The sequence below is a fragment of the Streptomyces sp. NPDC058375 genome (assembly GCF_042723425.1).
GTDB classification, from domain to species: Bacteria; Actinomycetota; Actinomycetes; order Streptomycetales; family Streptomycetaceae; genus Streptomyces; species Streptomyces durocortorensis.
Map to the genome: position 1 here is coordinate 1 of NZ_JBHXJG010000027.1, position 19,004 is coordinate 19,004.

Consider the following 19,004-nt stretch of genomic DNA (forward strand, 5'->3'; position numbering starts at 1 on the left):
CCGCAGGACCGGGCGGCCTCGCGGCGTTCAGCTGTCCGGCCGGTCGGCGGGCGGGCCCACCGCGGTCTTCGCCCGGGGCTCGGCCGGCGCGTCCGCGGCCTCCGGCGGTGGCTCGGGCCGCCGCCGGCCCCGGAGCATCCTGGTCATCGGCACCTCCACCCACCGGTACAGGGCCCAGGCCGCCAGCCCCGCGGCGGCCGCGTAGAGGACGAGGAAGCCGACCGTCGCCCAGAGGGGCAGCGCCTGGGTCGGCCGCGAGATCAGCCCGAGGTCGAACAGCCACGGTTTGATCCGGCCGAGGGTGTTCAGCACGAAGATCATGTGCACCGCGTAGAAGCAGAAGGAGATCTTCCCGAGGAACACCATCAGCGGCCCGCGGAACGGCGTCCACTTCCCGGCCCGGTCCGCGTTCGCCAAGGCGGCGATCAGCAGGGCGATGGGGACGAGCATCCCGGCGGCCCGCTGGAGCGGCGGCGGCAGCTCCCGGTTCAGCAGGAAGCCCACCGCGCAGATCGCCATCGCCACCCGGAGGCCGGGCCCCCGCCAGTCCCCCCGGCGCACGAGCAGCGCGACGATCATCCCGATGACGAACTCGGTGAGCCGCATCAGGGGGAAGACCTCGGTGAACCAGAGCATGAACTGGCTGTCGTACCCCTCCAGCGGCACGACCGGCGCCGGCTCGGGCGTCCGCAGCGCGAAGACCCGGTCGGCCAGCGTCGGCCCCACGAAGGTCAGCACCACGCAGACGACGGCCGTGACGCGCAGGGTGCGGGTGGTCGCCCGCACCATCGCCACCAGCAGCGCCGGGAAGCACAGATAGAAGAACGCCTCACAGCTCAGGGACCACATGACCGGGTTGAGCCCGAAGACGTAGGACTGGTCCGGGATCCATGACTGGACCAGGAAGGTGTGCGCCAGGACGGTCCGCCAACTGGGCCAGATCTCGGCGGAGATGAAGGTCAGCAGCACCGCCAGGACCGAGCCCGCGACGTACACCGGGAAGATCTTCGCGAACCGGTGCCGCCAGAACAGCCGCGCCCGGCGGTCCGTCGGGGTGGACCAGGTCAGCACGAACCCGCTCAGGACGAAGAAGAAGGAGACCCCGATGAATCCGGTGCCGAAGACGCTGTTCATGTCGCGGTCGACCCCGGAGGGCTCCCGCGCTCCGACCTCCGTACCCAACTGCAGTGCGGTGAAGTGGAGTCCGAAGACCAGGAGCGCGGCGATCCAGCGCAGACCGGTGAGGGAGGGGAGCATCCCCCGCCCGGGGGACTCGGTGCGTAATTCGCTGTTCATGCCGTTGGTCCTTTCGTGAACCGCGATGGGCGGGACCGGGCCCCGGGCCCCGGGGCGGGGCCCGGCAGGGCGCGGACGGGGTACGCGCGGCAGCCTCGCGGTGCGGCGGCGTGCGGAAGCCGAGGAAGGCGAAGAAGAAAAAGAAGGAAGGAGAAGAAGGTGGGGGAGGGCGCGAGGCGGGCCGGCGCGATGAACGCGGTGCGGGCCGGGGCCGGGACCTGTCGTCCCCGAGGGGCCCTGCCGGCGAAGCGGGGACCGGTGCGACGATGCGCAGGCATCCCCAGGATGAATCGAATCTTCTTCACCGCAGGCCGACGTGTCAAGGACGGCCCGGACGGCGAGAAGGCCCTCCGGTGCGGAGGGCCTCACGGTGGTGCGGTCGGTGCGCCCCCGGCAGGACTCGAACCTGCGGCCAAGCGCTTAGAAGGCGCCTGCTCTATCCACTGAGCTACGGGGGCCGGGAGTCCTGATCGGTGGTTCCGTGGCCGTGCCGGGACAAGGATAGGGCTCCGATCCCCTGGACCCGGTTGCTTCACCTGCGTGGCACGATGTGGAGGTTCGGTGAAGCGAACCGATAATCGCAGGTAGGTGCGAATCCCGCAGCGCTTTTCGCCCGCCCCGCGCCGGGTGTTGTGCACTCGTTATGCCCCCGCCCCACTCGTCCCCTCTGTCCTGACTCTGTCCAGAGGGTGGAACCGCCGCGCAGAGGGGTCTATACGCTTCAAAAAGGCTTCAAAATTGGGCATTCTTCGCATGTGGTGACCATGGACGTACGGCCTCAGCTCATCGACGCACTTTCCGCCCTGCGCGACCGTGTCGCCGCCGTGCGTCTTCCACTGCCCCTGCCGGGGGCAGAACGCGCCCGGCAGACCAGGGTCGAACTCCTCGCCCAGCTCGACGACTACCTCCTGCCGCGCCTCAAGGACCCCGAGGCGCCGCTGCTCGCCGTGATCGGCGGATCCACCGGGACCGGGAAGTCCACCCTGGTCAACTCGCTGGTGGGGTGCCGGGTCAGCCAGGCCGGGGTGCTGCGGCCCACCACCCGGACCCCGGTGCTGGTCTGCCACCCGGACGACCACCACTGGTTCGCCGGGGTACGGGTGCTGCCGCAGCTCACCCGGATCTGGCTGCCGCCGGGCCAGACGCCCGACCCGGACGGTCTTGACGACCTGGCCGCCCGGGGGGAGGACGGGGACACCGCCCTGCGGGTGGAGACCGCGCTCAGCCTGCCCCGCGGGCTCGCGCTCCTGGACGCCCCCGACATCGACTCGCTCGTCGTCCGCAACCGCGTCCTGGCCGCCGAACTCATCTGCGCCGCCGACGTCTGGGTCATGGTCACCACCGCCTCCCGCTACGCCGACGCGGTGCCCTGGCACCTGCTGCGCACCGCGAAGGAGTACGACGCCACCCTCGTCACCGTCCTCGACCGGGTGCCCCACCAGGTGATCGCCGAGGTCTCCCGGCAGTACGCGGCGCTGCTGACCCGGTCCGGACTCGGGGACGTACCCCGCTTCACCATCCCCGAACTGCCCGAGTCCACCGGCGGCGGCAGCGGACTGCTCCCCACCAGCGCCGTCGCCCCGCTGCGCGCCTGGCTCGCCCACCGGGCCCAGGACCCCGCCGCCCGGCAGCAGGCGGTGGGGCGCACCGCCTCCGGCGTCATCGAGTCGCTCAACGTACGGATGCCCGCCCTGGCCTCCGCCGTCGCCGCCCAGTACGCCGCCTCCGTACGGCTGACCGGGGCGGTCGACGAGGCGTACGGCAAGGAGGCCGCCCGGATCCGCCGCCGGCTGAAGAGCGGGGCGGTGCTCTCCGGGGACGCGCGGACCCGGTGGCGCGGCTATCCGCTCTACAGCACGCCCGAGGAACTCCTCGAAGCGCTCGTCGACAGCCTGGTGGCTCTGCTCCAGTGCTCCGTCTCCGCCGCCGACGAACAGATCCGCACCCAGTGGCGCCGCGAGCCCGCTGGGGCCCTGTTCAGGTTCGAGGACGCCGGACGGGAGGCGGGCGGCTGGGGGCCCGCCGAGGACGTCGAAGGGCGGATCGCCGTCGCCGTACGCCGGTGGCGCCGGGTCCTGGAGGAGCTGGCCGAGGAGGAGGTGCGCCAGCTCGACCGCAGCGTCGCGCCCGCCCCCGAGACCGTCGCCGCGCTCCTCGCGGCCGCCCTCCTCGGCGGGCGGCGCGCCCGTGCGGCGGGGGAGCAGCTCGCCGAACGCATCGGCGTCCAGGGTGCGCTGCGCCTCCGCGACAAGGGCGGTGAACTGCTCACCACCTACCTCCACCAGGTCCTCGGCAGCGAACGCGAACGCCGCCTCGCCCCGCTCGACGCGCTCGACGTCACCCCCGAACCCCAGGCCGAACTGATCGCCGCGCTTTCCGTACTGCAGAAGGAGAGGTGGCAGCGATGACTGCCGTCACGGACGAGGACCAGGGCAACGACAGCGGCACGGGGAAGACGGACGAGCGCGAGGCCGGGCGCTGGGACGACGGGCTCATCGCCCGGCGCGCGGCTGCCGCCGAGGCCCGCGAGGCCGGGGAGACCGAGCCCCGTACGCCCGCCGAGGACGACCCGGACCCGCAGGTCGAGGCGTACGCCCCCGCCGGCGGGCCGCTGCCCACCCGGCTCGATGCCCTGCGCGAACTCGTCGGGCTCTCCCGGGCCCGGCTCGACCGGGACACCCTCGCCGAGGCGGGACGCGTGCTGGACGAGGCCGCCGCCCGGCAGCGGCTCTCCTCGCGGCACACGGTCATCGCCGTCGCGGGAGCCACCGGCAGTGGGAAGTCGACCCTGTTCAACGCGCTCGCCGGGGCCCCGATCTCCGACACCGGGCTGCGCCGGCCCACCACCTCCCAGCCCATCGCGTGCAGCTGGACCGACGGGGCAGCCGGCCTGCTGGACCGCCTCGCCGTACCGGGGCGGCTGCGCCGCAGGCCCCACCCCGGGCCCGCCGCCTTCGACGAGGCGCTCCAGGGGCTCGTCCTGGTCGATCTGCCCGACCACGACTCGGCGGCCACCGAACACCGCACCCAGGTGGACCGGGTGCTGGCCCTGGTCGACGCGGTGATCTGGGTCGTCGACCCGGAGAAGTACGCGGACGCCGCCCTCCACGAGCGCTATCTGCGCCCCCTCGCCGGACACGCCGAGGTCACCTTCGTCGTCCTCAACCAGACCGACCGGCTGCCCGGCGAGGCGGCCGACCTCGTCCTCGACGACCTGCGCCGCCTCCTCGACGAGGACGGCATCGCCCTCGGCGAGCACGGCGAACCCGGCGCCACCGTCATGTCCCTGTCCGCGCTCACCGGCGACGGGGTGCCCGAACTCCGCGAGATGATCGGCCGGTTCGTCCAGGACCGCACCGCCGCCACCCGCCGCCTCTCCGCCGACGTCGACGCGGCGGCGGCACGGCTGCGCCGGGTGTACGTGGCCGAGGGACGGCCCGGTCTCGGCGAGCGGGCCCGCGACGAGTTCACCGACCGGCTGGCCGAGGCCGTCGGTGCGGTGGCCGCCGGACAGGCCGCCGAGCGGGAGTGGCGCAGGAACGCGAGCCGGGCCTGCGGGACGCCGTGGCTGCGGCTCTGGCGCTGGTACGAGAACCGGGGCCTGCCCGGCAGCCTGGACCGGCTGGGCCAGGCGCTCACCCCGCCCGAGGAAGAGCTGACGGCCCGGCAGCGGGTGGAGCAGGCGGTGCGGATCGTCGCGGACGCCGCCGCCGACGGACTGCCAGGACCCTGGGCGCAGGCGGTGCGCGAGGCCGCGTTCACCGGGGCGCAGGGGCTGCCCGAGGCGCTGGACGAACTGGCGGTCAGGGCCGGGGCGCCCGGCGCCTCCAAGCGGGGCGGCGGTACGGAGGAGGAGCGGAGCACGGGCGTCCCGGTCGTGGGCGCCCCGGTCGGTGGCCGGCCGGCCAAGCCGCCCCGGCCGAAGTGGTGGCCGGCCGCGGTGCTGGCCCAGGTGTCGATGACGCTCCTCCAGATCTTCGGCGGCCTGTGGCTGGTCGGCCAGATCATTGGCGTCCTGGAGCCTGGGCTCGTCACGCCCGCGCTCATCATGCTGGCCGGTGTCGTCGGCGGCCCGCTGGTGGAGTGGGCCTGCGCGGCGGCCATCCGGGGACCGGCCAGACGGTACGGGCAGGACGCCGAGCGGCGGCTGCGCGAGGCGGCGGCCGGGTGCGGCCGGGCCAGGGTCCTGGACCCGGTCGCGGCCGAGCTGGTGCGCTACCGGGAAGTGCGCGAGCGGTACGTGACGGTGACGGAGTTCTCCACAACCGGCCGGTAGTCCACAGGCCCCGACGCGATTCCTTTCCGACGCCCACCATGGAGTGCGTACGACACCGCCGTACGACGAGGTACGCGCGGCGCAAGGAAAGCGGGGGCGGGAAATGAACGAGACCTTGGTGACCCTGGTGGGTAACGCGGCGACCGCGGTGGACTTCCGGGAGACGGCCACCGGAGGAATGGCGCGATTCCGTTTCGCCGTCACTCCGCGCCGCTGGGACCGCGAGAAACAGCTCTGGGCCGACGGCCGCACCAGCTTCTACACCGTCTGGTCCTGGCGGACGCTCGCCGCGAATCTCGCCGGTTCCGTTTCGGTCGGGGAACCCCTGGTCGTGCACGGCCGGTTGAAGGTCCGCGAGGAGGAACAGGCCGGTCAGCGGCGGACGTTCGTCGATGTCGAGGCCCTCGCCGTCGGTCACGACCTGAGCCGGGGAACAGCCGCCTTCCGCCGAGCGGCGAGAACCGAACCGGTTCTGACGGAGCGTCCGGAGCGGATCACGGACGGCGACGCGGACCCCTCTCGAAGGGACCGGGAAGAAGCCGCCGAAATGGCAGCGGTGTCCTGAAAGGACTGTTCGCGGCCGTCGCCCCGGCGATAACGATTCCGATTCGGAATGGTTGGCGAAGGGCGGTACGGGGGACTCACCTCCGCCCGTTCTTTAGGATTCCCAGTGCTCACGGGTCACTTGGGTCTGCTGGCGAGGCATTCCCCCACAACGCGCACCACGCGCGAGGGCCTCGCCCGGAGGGGAATTCTGTGTTTTCTGCGTCTTCAGCGTCCGCCGCGCCGTCCGGCACCACAGGGGCGCCCCCCGGCCGCGGGATCCTCCGCCCGGTCGCCGCGCTGTTGGTCTCCGGTCTCGTCGCGGCGGCCGCGCTCGTCGGCGCCGGACCGGCGGCGGCCGACGACCCGGGCCGGCACCAGGGCGGCGCGGCCGCGGTGCTCGACGGACTGAAGACCTTCGACAGCGCCGTGCTCCGCGTCGCGGGGGAGGGCGGGGCGCCCGACCGCACCCAGGAACTGCCCGCCGGACTGTTCGAGATGACCGTGGACGGCGGCGGCAAGCTCAAGACCTACTGCATCGACCTCCACAACCCCACCCAGGACCAGGCGAAGTACCTGGAGACCCCCTGGGCCGAGACCTCGCTCGGCGGCAACCGGAACGCGGGGAAGATCCGCTGGATCCTCCAGCACTCCTACCCCCAGGTCGACGACCTGGCGGCGCTCGCCGAGGCGGCCGGCACCGGCCCGCTGACCGAGCGGACCGCCGCCGCCGGAACCCAGGTCGCCATCTGGCGCTACTCCGACAACGCCGACGTCACCGCGTCGGACAAGCAGGCGGAGAAGCTCGCCGACTGGCTGCAGCGCAGCGCGCGTCCGACGACGGAGCCCCGGGCCTCGCTGACCCTGGAGCCGGCCGCCGTCTCCGGCCGGGCCGGAGAGCGGCTCGGCCCCGTGACCGTCCGCACCGCCGCGGACCAGGTCTCGGTGTCGCCGCCGGTGGACGCGGCGGCCAGCGGCGTCCAGGTCACCGACAAGAAGGGCGCCCCCGTCACCGAAGCGGCGGACGGGGACCGGCTCTACTTCGCCGTGCCGAAGGACACCGCCGACGGCACCGCGTCCCTGGCGGTCCAGGCCACCACCTCGGTGCCGGTCGGCCGGGCCTTCGCCGGGACCGGCCGCACCCAGACCCAGATCCTGGCCGGTTCCAGCGAGTCCACCGTCTCCGCCCGGGCCACCGCCACCTGGGCCGAGACGGGCGCCGCCCCGGCGCTGACCGCGCGGAAGAACTGCGCGAAGGGCGGCGTGGACATCACGGCCGCCAACCGGGGCGACGAGCCGTTCACCTTCGAGCTGGCCGGCACGGAGCACACCGTCGCCGCCGGGGAGACCCGCACGGTGACCGTCCCCGTCGCCGAAGACCAGGCGTACGCCTTCACGATCACCGGGCCCGCCGGGTTCAGCCGCACCTTCTCCGGGACGCTGGACTGCGCCACCAGCGGCAGCGTCCTGGAGAAGGAGAGCCAGGAGGTGGGCGGCGCCGTCGGCAACGACATCGGCACGCAGAGCGCCCAGCAGGCCGCCCCGGCCACGACCGGCTCCGGCACGTCCGGCCTGGAGGGCGACCTCGCCGCCACGGGTGGCTCCAGCGCCACCCCGATGCTCGCCGCCGTCGCCATCGGACTGCTCGTCGTGGGCGGCGGCGCGGTCTTCCTGCTCCGCCGGAGGAAGCCGCACACCGACGGTGAGTGAGCGCCCGCGCGCATGAGGTGACCGGGGTTCCGGTGCCGGTGGGTGGACGGGTTTCCGTCCGGGGGCGGGTGTCAGGCAAGATGGGTGTATCTGCCCACACCTCTATTGCTGCCGGACGGTTTCTCTTGGCTGAGTACATCTACACCATGCGCAAGACGCGCAAAGCGCACGGCGACAAGGTGATTCTCGATGACGTCAACCTGAACTTCCTGCCCGGCGCGAAGATCGGTGTCGTGGGGCCCAACGGCGCCGGTAAGTCCACGGTGCTGAAGATCATGGCGGGCCTGGAGCAACCGTCCAACGGAGACGCGTTCCTGTCGCCCGGCTTCAGCGTCGGCATCCTCATGCAGGAGCCGAAGCTGGACGAGGAGAAGACCGTCCTGGAGAACGTCCAGGACGGCGCCGCCGAGATCATGGGCAAGCTCCACCGCTTCAACGAGGTCGCCGAGCTGATGGCGACCGACTACTCCGACGCGCTGATGGAGGAGATGGGCAAGCTCCAGGAGGACCTGGACCACGCGAACGCGTGGGACATGGACGCCCAGCTGGAGCAGGCCATGGACGCCCTGGGCTGCCCGCCCGGCGACTGGCCGGTCACCAACCTCTCCGGTGGCGAGAAGCGCCGCGTGGCGCTCTGCAAGCTCCTCATCGAGGCCCCGGACCTGCTCCTCCTCGACGAGCCCACCAACCACCTGGACGCCGAGTCGGTGAACTGGCTGGAGCAGCACCTCTCGAAGTACGCGGGTGCGGTCGTCGCCGTCACCCACGACCGGTACTTCCTCAACAACGTCGCCGAGTGGATCCTCGAACTCGACCGCGGCCGCGCCATCCCCTACGAGGGCAACTACTCCACCTACCTCGACAAGAAGGCCACCCGCCTCAAGGTCGAGGGCCGCAAGGACGAGAAGCGCCAGAAGCGCCTCAAGGAGGAGCTGGAGTGGGTGCGGTCGAACGCCAAGGGGCGCCAGACCAAGTCCAAGGCCCGTCTCGCCCGGTACGAGGAGATGGCGGCCGAGGCCGACAAGATGCGGAAGCTGGACTTCGAGGAGATCCAGATCCCGCCGGGCCCGCGGCTCGGTTCCATCGTCGTCGAGGTCGAGAACCTCTCGAAGGCCTTCGGCGACAAGGTCCTCATCGACGACCTGTCGTTCACGCTGCCCCGTAACGGCATCGTCGGCGTCATCGGTCCGAACGGCGCGGGCAAGACCACGCTGTTCAAGATGATCCAGGGTCTGGAGACCCCCGACAGCGGCTCGGTCAAGATCGGCGACACGGTCAAGATCTCCTACGTCGACCAGTCCCGCGCCAACATCGACCCGAAGAAGACCCTCTGGGCCGTCGTCTCGGACGAGCTGGACTACATCAACGTCGGCCAGGTCGAGATGCCGTCCCGCGCCTACGTCTCCGCGTTCGGCTTCAAGGGCCCCGACCAGCAGAAGCCGGCCGGCGTGCTCTCCGGTGGTGAGCGCAACCGCCTCAACCTGGCGCTGACGCTCAAGGAGGGCGGCAACCTGCTGCTCCTCGACGAGCCCACCAACGACCTGGACGTCGAGACGCTCTCCTCGCTGGAGAACGCGCTCCTGGAGTTCCCGGGCGCCGCTGTGGTCATCTCCCACGACCGCTGGTTCCTGGACCGGGTCGCCACGCACATCCTCGCCTACGAGGGTGACTCCAAGTGGTACTGGTTCGAGGGCAACTTCGAGTCGTACGAGAAGAACAAGATCGACCGCCTCGGGGCGGACGCGGCCCGCCCGCACCGTGCCACGTACAAGAAGCTCACGCGAGGCTGATCGTCTTGGCTCGTCACCTCTACAGCTGCCCCCTGCGCTGGTCGGACATGGATGCCTTCGGCCACGTCAACAACGTGGTCTTCCTCCGCTACCTGGAGGAGGCGCGCATCGACTTCATGTTCCGGCTGGCGCCCGGGGACGGTTCCCCGTCGTTCTCGGGCGGGTCCGTCGTGGCCCGTCACGAGATCGACTACGTACGGCCGTTGGTCCACCGGCACGAGCCGGTGACCGTCGAGTCGTGGGTCACGAAGATAGGCGCCGCGTCCCTGACGATCGCCTATGAGATCAAGGACGCCGACCAGGTGTACGTACGTGCCTCGACCGTCGTCGTGCCGTACGACCTGGCGGCGGAGCGACCCCGGCGGATCTCCGCCGAGGAGAAGCTCTTCCTCCAGCAGTACCTGGCAGAGGAGCCCGCCGCGGCATGACCGTGCCCGTGCAGTCGCTGCAGTTCGCCGACCCGAGGGAGGCGGCGGATCTCGCCGCCTTCCTCGGCCGGCTGCTCCACTACGACCGGGCCGCCGCGGTCCGGTTGCAGGCGGGCGGCGGCGACGCGCTGGCCGTGTTCGGCCGCCCGCCCTCCTTCGAGGTCCTCGCCATCCGCACCGCCCGCCTGGCCCGCCCCGAGACGCTCGACGTCACGGTGTCGGCCGGCGAGCTGCTGGAGACCCTGTCCCTCGACGTCTCCGGTGAGGCCGGAGAGGCCGGAGCGGGGGGTTCGCTGCCCGCGCCCGTCACCGGGCCGCCCTGGACCGGTGTCCTGCCGCCCCGGGGGCCCTGGCAGGAGCAGGCAGGGCTGCCCCGGCCCGACGCCCTGCGCACCGCACTCGACCTGGCCGTAGCCGAATTCCGCACGCGCGACGAGGCGCTGCCCGAAGAGCAGCGCACCCGCGCCGAGCGTGACCGGATCGGCCGCGAGATCTGGTCCCGGCCGGTCGGCACCACGGACCTGCCCCTGCGCGCCGTGCACGCCGCCCAGTCCCTCGGCTTCCTCCGCCCCGACCCGGACTTCCCCGTCTCGCTGCTCTCGGCCGGCGGCGCGGGCGGCTGGCTGCGGCTGCGGACGCCCTTCGGCTCGATCGCGCTGCGCCGCGACCCGGCCGGCGGCCTGGGCGGTCTCGGCCTCTCCGTCGGGCACGGCTGAGCGGTCGCTGGGCGCGGCTGAGCCGGCCGGACCCTTCGCGCCTCGGACTCGCCGGCCGCAGGCCCGTTCGGTCTGACCGCCGCTACTTCTCCGGTGCGCCCTCAGCCGGACCATCCTCAGCCGGACCATCCTCAGCCGGACAGTCCTCAGCCGGACCGTCCTCAGCCGGACCGTCCTCAGCCGGACCGTCCTCAGCCGGACCGTCCTCAGCCGGACCGTCCTCAGCCGGACCGTCCTCCGACGCCCCGTGCGTGTCCGGCCAGACGCCGATGTGGTCCTGCTCCAGCTCCAGCAGCACCCGGTGCTCCATGCCCAGCGCCTGCGTGTGGTCCGCGGGCAACTGGAGCCGCCCCGCCCGGTCGAGCATCGCGTACTCCCGGGCCACCTGCGACTCCTGGCCCGTCGTCGCGTCCACCTCCGTGCGGCGCAGCACCTCGGAGGACGTACGGCCGTCGCGGATGGCGACCGTACGCCGCACCTCGTTCGCCACCGCCTGGTCATGGGTGACGATCACGATCGAGGTGCCCAACTCCTCGTTGGCGCGCCGGAACGCGGCGAAGACCTGCTCCCCGGTCGCCGAGTCCAGCTCACCGGTCGGCTCGTCCGCCAGCAGCACGGACGGGTTGTTGGCCAGCGCCACCGCGATCGCCACCCGCTGCTGCTGCCCGCCGGAGAGCTGCTGGGGCCGCCGGTCGCGGCAGTCCGCGATGTCGAGCATGGCGAGCAACGATTCGGCGCGGGAAGCCCGTTCGCGCTTGCTCCCGCCGCCGCGCAACTGCATGGGCAGGGTGATGTTCTGGATCGCGGTGAGATACGGGAGCAGGTTGCGGGCGGTCTGCTGCCAGACGAACCCGACCACGTCCCGGCGGTAGCGCAGCCGTTCCTTCGGGCCCATCGACAGCAGATCGCAGCCCGCGACCTTCGCCGAGCCGGCCGTCGGCACGTCCAGCCCCGCCAGGATGTTCATCAGCGTCGACTTGCCGCTGCCCGACGCCCCCACCAGGGCCATCAACTCGCCTTCGGTGACCAGCAGATCGAGGCCCTGGAGGGCCTGCACCTCCACCCCGTCCGTGGTGAAGATCCGCACCACCCGGTCGCAGGCGATCAGCGCGTCATGCCCGTAGGAGGGGCGGTCCCGGCGGGCCGCGGCCCGCTGCTCCAGCTCCGCCAGCGTCGTCTCGGCCGCGCGGTCCGTGCCTGCCGTCCCGCTGGACGTGGAGGTGGACGAGGTCATCGGGAGTCTCCTGCCCTGAGTTCGGTGATCGATCCGCGGCGGCTCGCCCACCACGCCTGAACGCCCGCGACCGCCGCGGCGAGTGCCACGACCCCGGCGGCCGGCAGCCCCAGCGACCACAGGTCGGTGCGCAGCGTGACGGGGCTCGTGTCCGCTCCGGCGACGCCCGCGAGCGCCAGGGGTACGAGGTCGATGCCGGGGGAGAGCAGGGCGATGGTCGCCCATCCGGTGAGCAGGCCGCCGCCCGCCGCCAGCAGCGCCTGCGGTGTCGCCTCGAAGGCCAGCAGCCGCCTGCCCTGTCCGGTGGTGAGCCCCATGGTGCGCAGCCGCGCCAGCAGCGTCTTGCGCTCCGGCGCGGTCTGGAGCAGCGACAGCAGGACGGCCAGCAGCGCGTAACCGGCGCCCGCCGCGACGGCCGCGAGGTAGATCCGCTCGGCCCCCGCCTGCATCGGGGTGTTCACGTACCGCGCGCGCTCCTCGGACCGCAGCTGTACGACGGACTCCTCGCCGCTCTTGTCGGCCGCCGCGCGGAGCTCCCCGGGGTCCGGGGCGCCGGTGAGCAGCAGGGCGGTGGGCGCCTTCTGCTCCAGGGAGGCGGAGTTGACGATCAGGAAGTTCGTGGAGGTGAGGGACGCCACCCGCTCGACGGTCCCCACCACCTGGACCTTGAAGTCCCCGGAGAGTGTGTCGACCGCGTGCTGCTCCTTGCCCAGCCGGGCCGCCACCGCCGGGGAGGCGATGACCGGAAGTACGCGCTCCGGGCCGGACTTCGCGCCTTCGGGCAGCGGTGCCGAGGGGCCGGTGGCCTTGAGCAGGCTGCTCGGGAAGTCCGGCAGTCCGGTCGCGCGGGCCAGCCGGGTGTACGAGGCCGGGTCGACGCCCACCATGGTCGTGGCCCTCGCCCCGGCCGCGTCGCCGCCACCGGTGTCCGCACCCGAACCCGTATCCGTAACCCTCTCGTCCGTACCGCTGCCGTCCGCACCGTTGCCACCGGCCGCCGTCTCCGGCATGGTCACGCCGAACTCGACCCGCAGCGGGGCCGCGCCCCGTACCCCGTCCAGGTCGCTCGCCGTGCGGACCAGCTTGCCGGGCAGCGTCGCCCGTTCGCTCTTGCCGCTGATCCGGGCGTCCGCGCCCACGGCCGCCAGCGCCGCGTCGTCCCGCGCGTCCCCGATTCCGGCGATCACCGAGCCGCCGAACGCCGCCGTGGCCAGCGCCAGCAGCAGGGCGAGCAGCGGCAGCGCCCCGCCCGCCGAGGAACGCCCGGCGCGGGCCAGCGAGAGAAAGCCGATCGCCCCGCGCAGCCGGGCCATGGGGCGTGCGGCGAGCCGCAGCGGCAGCGGATAGAGACGTACGAGCACCAGCGCAGCGATCAGCGCGACCAGCACGGGCGCGCCGCTGACCAGCAGATCGGTGCCGCCCCCGGCTGACGTGCCACGTCGGCGCAGCGCCGTCACCGCGCCGACCGCCAGCACCAGCAGGGTCAGTTCGGCGACGGTCCGCCGGCGCGAGGGCCGGGCGCTCACCATGTCCTCGCGGGCCCCGTGCAGCGTGGGCCGGATGTGCTGGAGCGTCGTCCGCAGGGGCAGCGCGACGCAGACGAGGAGCCCGACACCGGTCGCCGCCAGGGCCGCCGGCCACCAGCGGCCCTCGCCCACGAGCAGCACCGCGAGGAGCAGTCCGAGCGCGCTCGCGGGCAGCACGGTCACCGCGGTCTCCGCGAGCAGCCGGCCGCCGATGCCGCGCAGCGAGCCGCCGCGCGAGCGCATCAAGGCCAGTTCGGCCTTGCGGCGCGCGGCGATCAGGGCGCCCGTCATCACCAGGACGACGGCGGCCACGGAGCCGATACCGAGGGCGGCGACCGCGATCACGGGGCTGATCGCGTCGCGCATCCGGGCGTTGGCCTCCACGATGTGGCCGAGCCCGGTGGCGACCACCGCGGTGTCCCCGGCGATCTCCCGCACCGTCAGCAGCCCGGGGCCGCTCTCCAGCGAGGCGATGACGGCGGTCAGCCGGGCGCCGTCGGGGCCGGTGAGCGCGGAGGCGTCGGGCGGGATCCGCCAGAAGAGGGTCGGCTCGGTGGCGGTGTTCAGCAGCGCGGGCCCGGCGTCCTCGGCCAGCAGGACGGTGCCGGTCCAGTAGTTCTGCGGGAAGGGGCTCGCGGGGTCCGGGATCAGGGACGGGGTGCGCAGCAGCGGATCGGCGGACCAGTAGCTGCCGCGCGGGTCACGCGGGGCGACGAGGCCCGTGATGGTCACCGTCAGCGGCTCCCCGACCGCGGTGGGCAGTTGGAGGGTCGAGCCGACCTTGATGTTCAGCTCGGCGGCCGTCTCCTCGGTGACCGTGCCCTGCACCGCACGCGATGTGGAGGTCACCGCGGCAGGCGTCGTCGGCCAGGCGCCCGAGACCAGCCGGGCGTGCTTCTTCAGCCCCGTCTGCGCCGTGTACGAGAGCTGCGGCGGCACCGTGTCGGGCCTCGGCAGCCAGGGCTCGGTCGCGAGGACCGGCTTCAGGGTGCGGATGCCGTACGCGACGGACGGCGTGTCCGCGCGCAGCGGCGCCGGCAGGGCCTTCAGCAGCGCCCCGCCGACCCGCGACAGCTCGGGGCTCCGCGCCGCGGCCTCCCGCTGCGTCTGCGGCAGTTCGAGACCGGGCTGCGGCCGGGAGACCTCCACGGTGCTGCGTCCCGCGTCGGCCGACCCGATGTCGTGGCGCACCCCCTTCGTCTCGTACGCGTCCACGGCGCGCGGGAACGCCGCCGCGAGGAACGCCGTCACCAGCACCAGGGCCGCGAGGGCCACCGCCGCGCCGGGCGCGGTGCGCAGCCGGGTCCGTATCCAGGGGGCGCTCGCCGCCCGGTTGCCGTTCCTCATGTCAGTGGTCCCCCTGGTGGCGCAGTGTGACCGCCGGATCGCCGCGGCGCAGTGCCATCGTCGCGACGATCACGAGCGGCAGGGCGGCGACCCCGGCCAGCAGCGCGGCGACCTGCCCGGCGGGCAGCTCGACCAGCACCGGCGGAACGGGCCGGTCCGCCTGCCCCGTGAGCACGATGAGCGGGACGACGGCCCGGGTCAGCACCGTGCCGATGCCGAGCCCGATCAGCAGGGCGAGGGCGATCAGCACGCCCTGTTCGGCGGCGATCATCCGGGCCAGCCGGCGGCGCGGGGCGCCGAGCGCCCGCAACACGCCCAGCTCCGCCGACCGTTCGCGCCGGGATCCCGAGGCGCTGACCGCGAAGCCGACCGCCGCCAGCGCGGCGGCGACCACCGCGACGGCCGGCAGCGCCGACTGCGGCCCCGCCCCCAGCGGGTCGTCCACCAGCCGCTGGGCGGCCTCCGCGCGGACCAGCACCTGGGCCGGGTCGGTGTCCGGCAGCGCGCGCAGGGCGGCGGCCACCTTCGAGGCATCGCCCGGATCGGCGCTCAGCCACCACTCGGTCGCCTCGATCGTGGCGGTCTGCCGCTGGGCCAGGACCTGGGTGACGGCCTTGAGGTCCAGCAGCAGCGCGCCGCCGCCCGCCGCAGTGCCCGCGCCGCCGCTGGCTGCCGGGTCCGCGCCGTCGTTCGCTGCCGGGTTCACGGCGCCGGACGGCTCGGCGGCCCCGGTGGTCGGCAGCCGTCGCACCGATTCCGCCAGGGTCACCCGGACGGTGTTCCCGGCCAGGGTGAGGTCGATCTCGTCGCCCAGCTTCGCGTTCGTGCTCTTCAGATAGGCGTCCGTCGCGACCGCCCGGACCACCGTGGCCTTCGGGCGGTCGGCGGTGATCCGCAGCGTGCTGGTGGTCCGCTCCCAGACGTCCTCGCTCTCCACGCCGGTGTCGTACGTGAAGTCCGGCAGGCCCGAGGCCCCGTTGCGCACCGGCGGCTCGCCCGGCCGGTTCTCGCCGAACTCGGTGAGCGCCATCGACGCGTTCCAGCGAACCGATCCGGATGCCGGCACCGGGCGTTCGGAGCCGGAGCCGGAGCCGGAGCCGGAGCCGGAGCCGGAGCCGGAGCCGGAGCCGGAGCCGGAGCCGGAGCCGGAGCCCGTGACCACGCGTACGCCGCTCACCGCGACCCGGCGCTTCTGCGCCTGCCCGAACGGCGGTTCGTCGTCCACCTCGACGCCGGTCACGGCCAGACCGCCCGTCGCCGACACCGGGAAGGACACCGGGACCGGGCGGCCGTCCGCGGGCACGGGACCGGCCAGGAAGCGGTAGGGCAGGCCGTAGCGGTCCTCCAGGAGCACGGTCACCACCGGCGCTTCCTCGCCAGGACCCGCGGCGGGCCCGGAGCCCTTCGGCGACACCGTCGTGATCCGCAGGTCCAGCTTCAGCCGGGTGCTGCCCTTCGGGAGGACGAGCCCGGGGCGCGGGCCCTTCTGCGGGGCGATCGCCTCGAACAGCCGGCGGGGGCTCTCGTCGGCGAGGTCGGAGCGCATCAGCATCCGCTCGTCCGCGTGGGCGGTGTCCAGGGCGAGGACCTCGGCCGTGCGCCCGCCGGAGGTCTCCACGGTCGCCCGGTGGGCGGGGGCCGCCCCCCGTACGCCCGTCAGGTGGCTGTACGCACCGGCCGTCGCCGGACCGCTGCCGTGCCCGCCCACCAGCCGGACCGAGGCGCCGGAGCCGAAGTCGGCCTGGTCGGACTGCGAACGGTTCCACGAGGCGCTCTGCCCGATCGCCAGCATGCCCATCGCGACCGACAGGACCAGCAGCAGCACCGGACCCGCGCCGCGCAACGGGCGGCGGCTGAACTGCCAGCCCGCCAGGGCCGCGGGCAGCCCCCGTCCCTTGGCCGCACGCCGCTCCGCGAGCCGCGCGGCCGGCGGCAGCAGCCGCAGGGTGAGGACCGTCCCGGCGAGCAGCGCGAGGGCAGGGGCGGTGACCAGCAGGGGGTCGACCCCGAGGTTGCCCGCCCGGTCGCCGGTGAGCGTCCCGCTGCCGGCCTGCCGGTCCAGCTGCCAGTAAGCCACCGCCGCGATCAGGAGCAGCCCGAGGTCCGCGCCCGCCCGCACCGGTCCCGGCAGCGACGCGGCCCGGGTCCTGCGCCCGCCCGTCCCGGCCGTGAGCGACGGGGCCACCACCGCCAGGGCGCAGGCCAGCGCGACGGCCGCGGAGACCAGCCACACGGTCCCCGTCGAGGCCTGGCCGACATCGAGACCGATCCGGGACAGGGCGCTGCGCTCGGCCAGCAGCCCGGTCAGCGGTCCCGCGAGCAGCGGGGCGACCACCGCGGCGGGCACGGCGAGCAACAGCGCCTCGATCGCGGCGAACGAGGTGATCCGGCCGCGGGAACCGCCCCGGGCCCGCAGCAGTTCGCGCTCCCCGTCCCGCTCGCTGTTCAGCAGCCGGGCCACCAGCAGCAGGGTGTACGCGGCGAGCAGCACCAGCTGCACCGCGACGATCATCAGCGTGGAGCGGGAGACCAGCAGCGCCCGGTCGAGCTGGTCGAGCACGGTCGGCAGCGGCATCCGCGCGGTGACACCGGACGCGAACACCGGTGCGGCCGCCAGGGCCTTCGGGGCGCCCGCCGACGCGTCCCGCAGCCCTGCCATGGAGCCGGTGGTCAGCGCGGCGAAGTCGGCGCCCGCCAGCCAGGACGTCTGCCCGCCGGTGAGCGCGCCCGAGGCGAGGACCGAGGGGTCGGTGAGCAGGGGACCGTACGTCGTGAAGGCGAGCTTGCGCACCCCGCGCCCGCCGAGCGGGTCCAACTGCCAGTACGGATCGGACTGGTCGGCGGCCTCGTAGACGCCGGTGACCAGCACGCGCTGCTTCTTCTCGCGCAGCCGGTCGGTCACGGTGAGCCGCGCGCCCGGCTTCAGCATCAGCGCATCGGCGGCGACCACGGGCAGCGCGACCTGGACGGTGCCGTCGCCGCCGGGGGCCGCCGCGGGCGCCCTGCCCTCGGTGATCCGCACCCGGTCGCGGTCGAGGGCGGCGAAGTGGGTGAGATCGGGCTCGCCGCGCCGGGCGGCCGGGTCCTGGAGGGACCGCGGCAGCGCGTACGACCCCGAGCTCTCCAGCTTCCCCACCGTCACGGGCAGCCCGTCGAAGGCGTCGCGGGAGGCCTTGCGGACGGCCTCGTCGGCCTCCGCGCGCTGTTCGTGGTCCACCGAGGCGGAGACGACCAGGGCGGCGGAGGCGGCCGACCCGTGGGTGAGCGTGTGGCGCAGGGCCGCGTCGCCCACGGAACCCGAGAACGCGGTGAGCGCGGCCAGGACCGAGGTGGTCAGCAGGACGGCGAGGACGGCCGCGGAGAGCAGCAGGCGATGAGCCCTCACCCGCAGAAGGACGAAACCCGTCACCTGATCCCCCAGCCCCGGAAACACACCGCGTGCGCACGCCCCCCGACGTACCGGTGATGCTTTCAGAGGCACCAGGTTTCGGTAACCGCTTGCAGGCGCACCTTGATGCGATCGTGATCGTTATCCGGAGGTGGAGCGTCGAATTCCGGAGCCATCCGGTCACGGATCGTTCACACGGTCGCCCGCAGGTGTCCGTCGGAGCCCGGAAGCGATCAGTCCGCGGTGTTGACCATCGAGGCGGCGGCGTACGTCAGGTAGTCCCACAACTGCCGCTCGTGCTCGGGGGCGAGCCCCAGCTCGTCCAGCGCGACCCGCATATGGGCGAGCCAGGCGTCATGGGCCGCCCGGTCCACCCGGAACGGCGCGTGCCGCATCCGTAGCCGCGGGTGTCCCCGGTGGTCGCTGTAGGTGCGCGGGCCGCCCCAGTACTGCATCAGGAACAGCGCGAAACGCTCCTCGGCCGGGCCCAGATCCTCCTCCGGATACATCGGCCGCAGCAGCTCGTCGCCCGCCACGCCCTCGTAGAAGCGGTGGACCAGGCGCCGGAAGGTCGCCTCGCCGCCGACCTGCTCGTAGAAGGTCTGCTCCTGAAGCGTGTCGCGCGGAATCTCAGTCACCCGTCCATGGTCGCAGACGCACCGGCCGAGTACGGGGGTCCTAGGACCAAGGGCCGGGGACCGGTGACGTCCGGTGACTTCCGGGCCGCCGCTCGCCCGCACGGCCCCGGCG

Annotated in this window: 11 protein-coding genes, 1 tRNA gene and 2 pseudogenes; 8 read left to right on the forward strand and 6 right to left on the reverse strand. The window is 73.5% G+C overall.

All coding sequences use genetic code 11. From position 1 onward, the window contains the following. Positions 1–27 precede the first annotated feature (27 nt). Together ACFWM7_RS07220 and ACFWM7_RS07225 are read right to left on the reverse strand one after the other, a co-directional pair. Positions 28–1,296 (reverse strand): acyltransferase family protein, encoded by a 1,269-nt coding sequence (locus tag ACFWM7_RS07220; RefSeq protein WP_383256140.1) that lies wholly within the window; start codon positions 1,294–1,296, stop codon positions 28–30. Between the two features lie 385 nt (positions 1,297–1,681). Further along, positions 1,682–1,754, reverse strand: a tRNA-Arg gene (locus ACFWM7_RS07225). A gap of 306 nt (positions 1,755–2,060) precedes the next feature. Here ACFWM7_RS07225 and ACFWM7_RS07230 point away from each other — a divergent pair. The 8 genes and pseudogenes from ACFWM7_RS07230 to ACFWM7_RS07265 form a co-directional block, all read left to right on the forward strand. Next, positions 2,061–3,704, forward strand: coding sequence for an ATP-binding protein (locus ACFWM7_RS07230; protein ID WP_383256143.1), 1,644 nt, complete (start codon positions 2,061–2,063; stop codon positions 3,702–3,704). Beyond that, positions 3,701–5,572, forward strand: coding sequence for a GTPase (locus ACFWM7_RS07235; protein ID WP_383256145.1), 1,872 nt, complete (start codon positions 3,701–3,703; stop codon positions 5,570–5,572). The genes ACFWM7_RS07230 and ACFWM7_RS07235 overlap by 4 nt, the downstream gene beginning before the upstream one ends. Before the next feature lie 103 nt (positions 5,573–5,675). Then, positions 5,676–6,137: a single-stranded DNA-binding protein gene (locus ACFWM7_RS07240; RefSeq protein WP_383256147.1), complete on the forward strand. Its 462-nt coding sequence runs from the start codon at positions 5,676–5,678 to the stop codon at positions 6,135–6,137. Positions 6,138–6,328: 191 nt separating this feature from the next. Continuing rightward, positions 6,329–7,825, forward strand: a complete 1,497-nt coding sequence (locus ACFWM7_RS07245; RefSeq protein ID WP_383256149.1) for a Cys-Gln thioester bond-forming surface protein — start codon at positions 6,329–6,331, stop codon at positions 7,823–7,825. A gap of 125 nt (positions 7,826–7,950) precedes the next feature. Next, positions 7,951–9,615 (forward strand): energy-dependent translational throttle protein EttA, encoded by a 1,665-nt coding sequence (gene ettA / locus ACFWM7_RS07250; RefSeq protein WP_383256151.1) that lies wholly within the window; start codon positions 7,951–7,953, stop codon positions 9,613–9,615. A 5-nt stretch (positions 9,616–9,620) separates the two neighbouring features. Continuing rightward, positions 9,621–10,043 (forward strand): thioesterase family protein, encoded by a 423-nt coding sequence (locus ACFWM7_RS07255; RefSeq protein ID WP_030077631.1) that lies wholly within the window; start codon positions 9,621–9,623, stop codon positions 10,041–10,043. Further along, on the forward strand, positions 10,040–10,759 hold the full coding sequence (locus ACFWM7_RS07260) for a hypothetical protein (protein WP_383256154.1): 720 nt from the start codon (positions 10,040–10,042) through the stop codon (positions 10,757–10,759). The genes ACFWM7_RS07255 and ACFWM7_RS07260 overlap by 4 nt, the downstream gene beginning before the upstream one ends. 127 nt (positions 10,760–10,886) lie before the next feature. Then, positions 10,887–10,949 (forward strand): annotated as a pseudogene (locus ACFWM7_RS07265) (hypothetical protein); the annotation flags it as partial. 30 nt (positions 10,950–10,979) lie between these two features. On the opposite strand, the pseudogene ACFWM7_RS07270 reads toward ACFWM7_RS07265, so the two are convergent. The 4 genes and pseudogenes from ACFWM7_RS07270 to ACFWM7_RS07285 form a co-directional block, all read right to left on the reverse strand. After that, positions 10,980–11,993, reverse strand: a pseudogene (locus ACFWM7_RS07270) (ABC transporter ATP-binding protein); the annotation flags it as partial. Next, the gene (locus ACFWM7_RS07275; protein WP_383256156.1) at positions 11,990–14,866 is read right to left on the reverse strand and encodes an ABC transporter permease; all 2,877 of its coding nucleotides are present in this window, start codon (positions 14,864–14,866) and stop codon (positions 11,990–11,992) included. The pseudogene ACFWM7_RS07270 and the gene ACFWM7_RS07275, both read right to left, overlap by 4 nt. A 1-nt stretch (position 14,867) precedes the next feature. After that, entirely contained in the window at positions 14,868–18,275 is a 3,408-nt protein-coding gene (locus tag ACFWM7_RS07280; RefSeq protein ID WP_383256158.1) for an FtsX-like permease family protein, read from the reverse strand. Positions 18,276–18,487: 212 nt separating this feature from the next. After that, entirely contained in the window at positions 18,488–18,892 is a 405-nt protein-coding gene (locus ACFWM7_RS07285) for a globin (protein ID WP_003969111.1), read from the reverse strand. Positions 18,893–19,004: the final 112 nt, after the last annotated feature.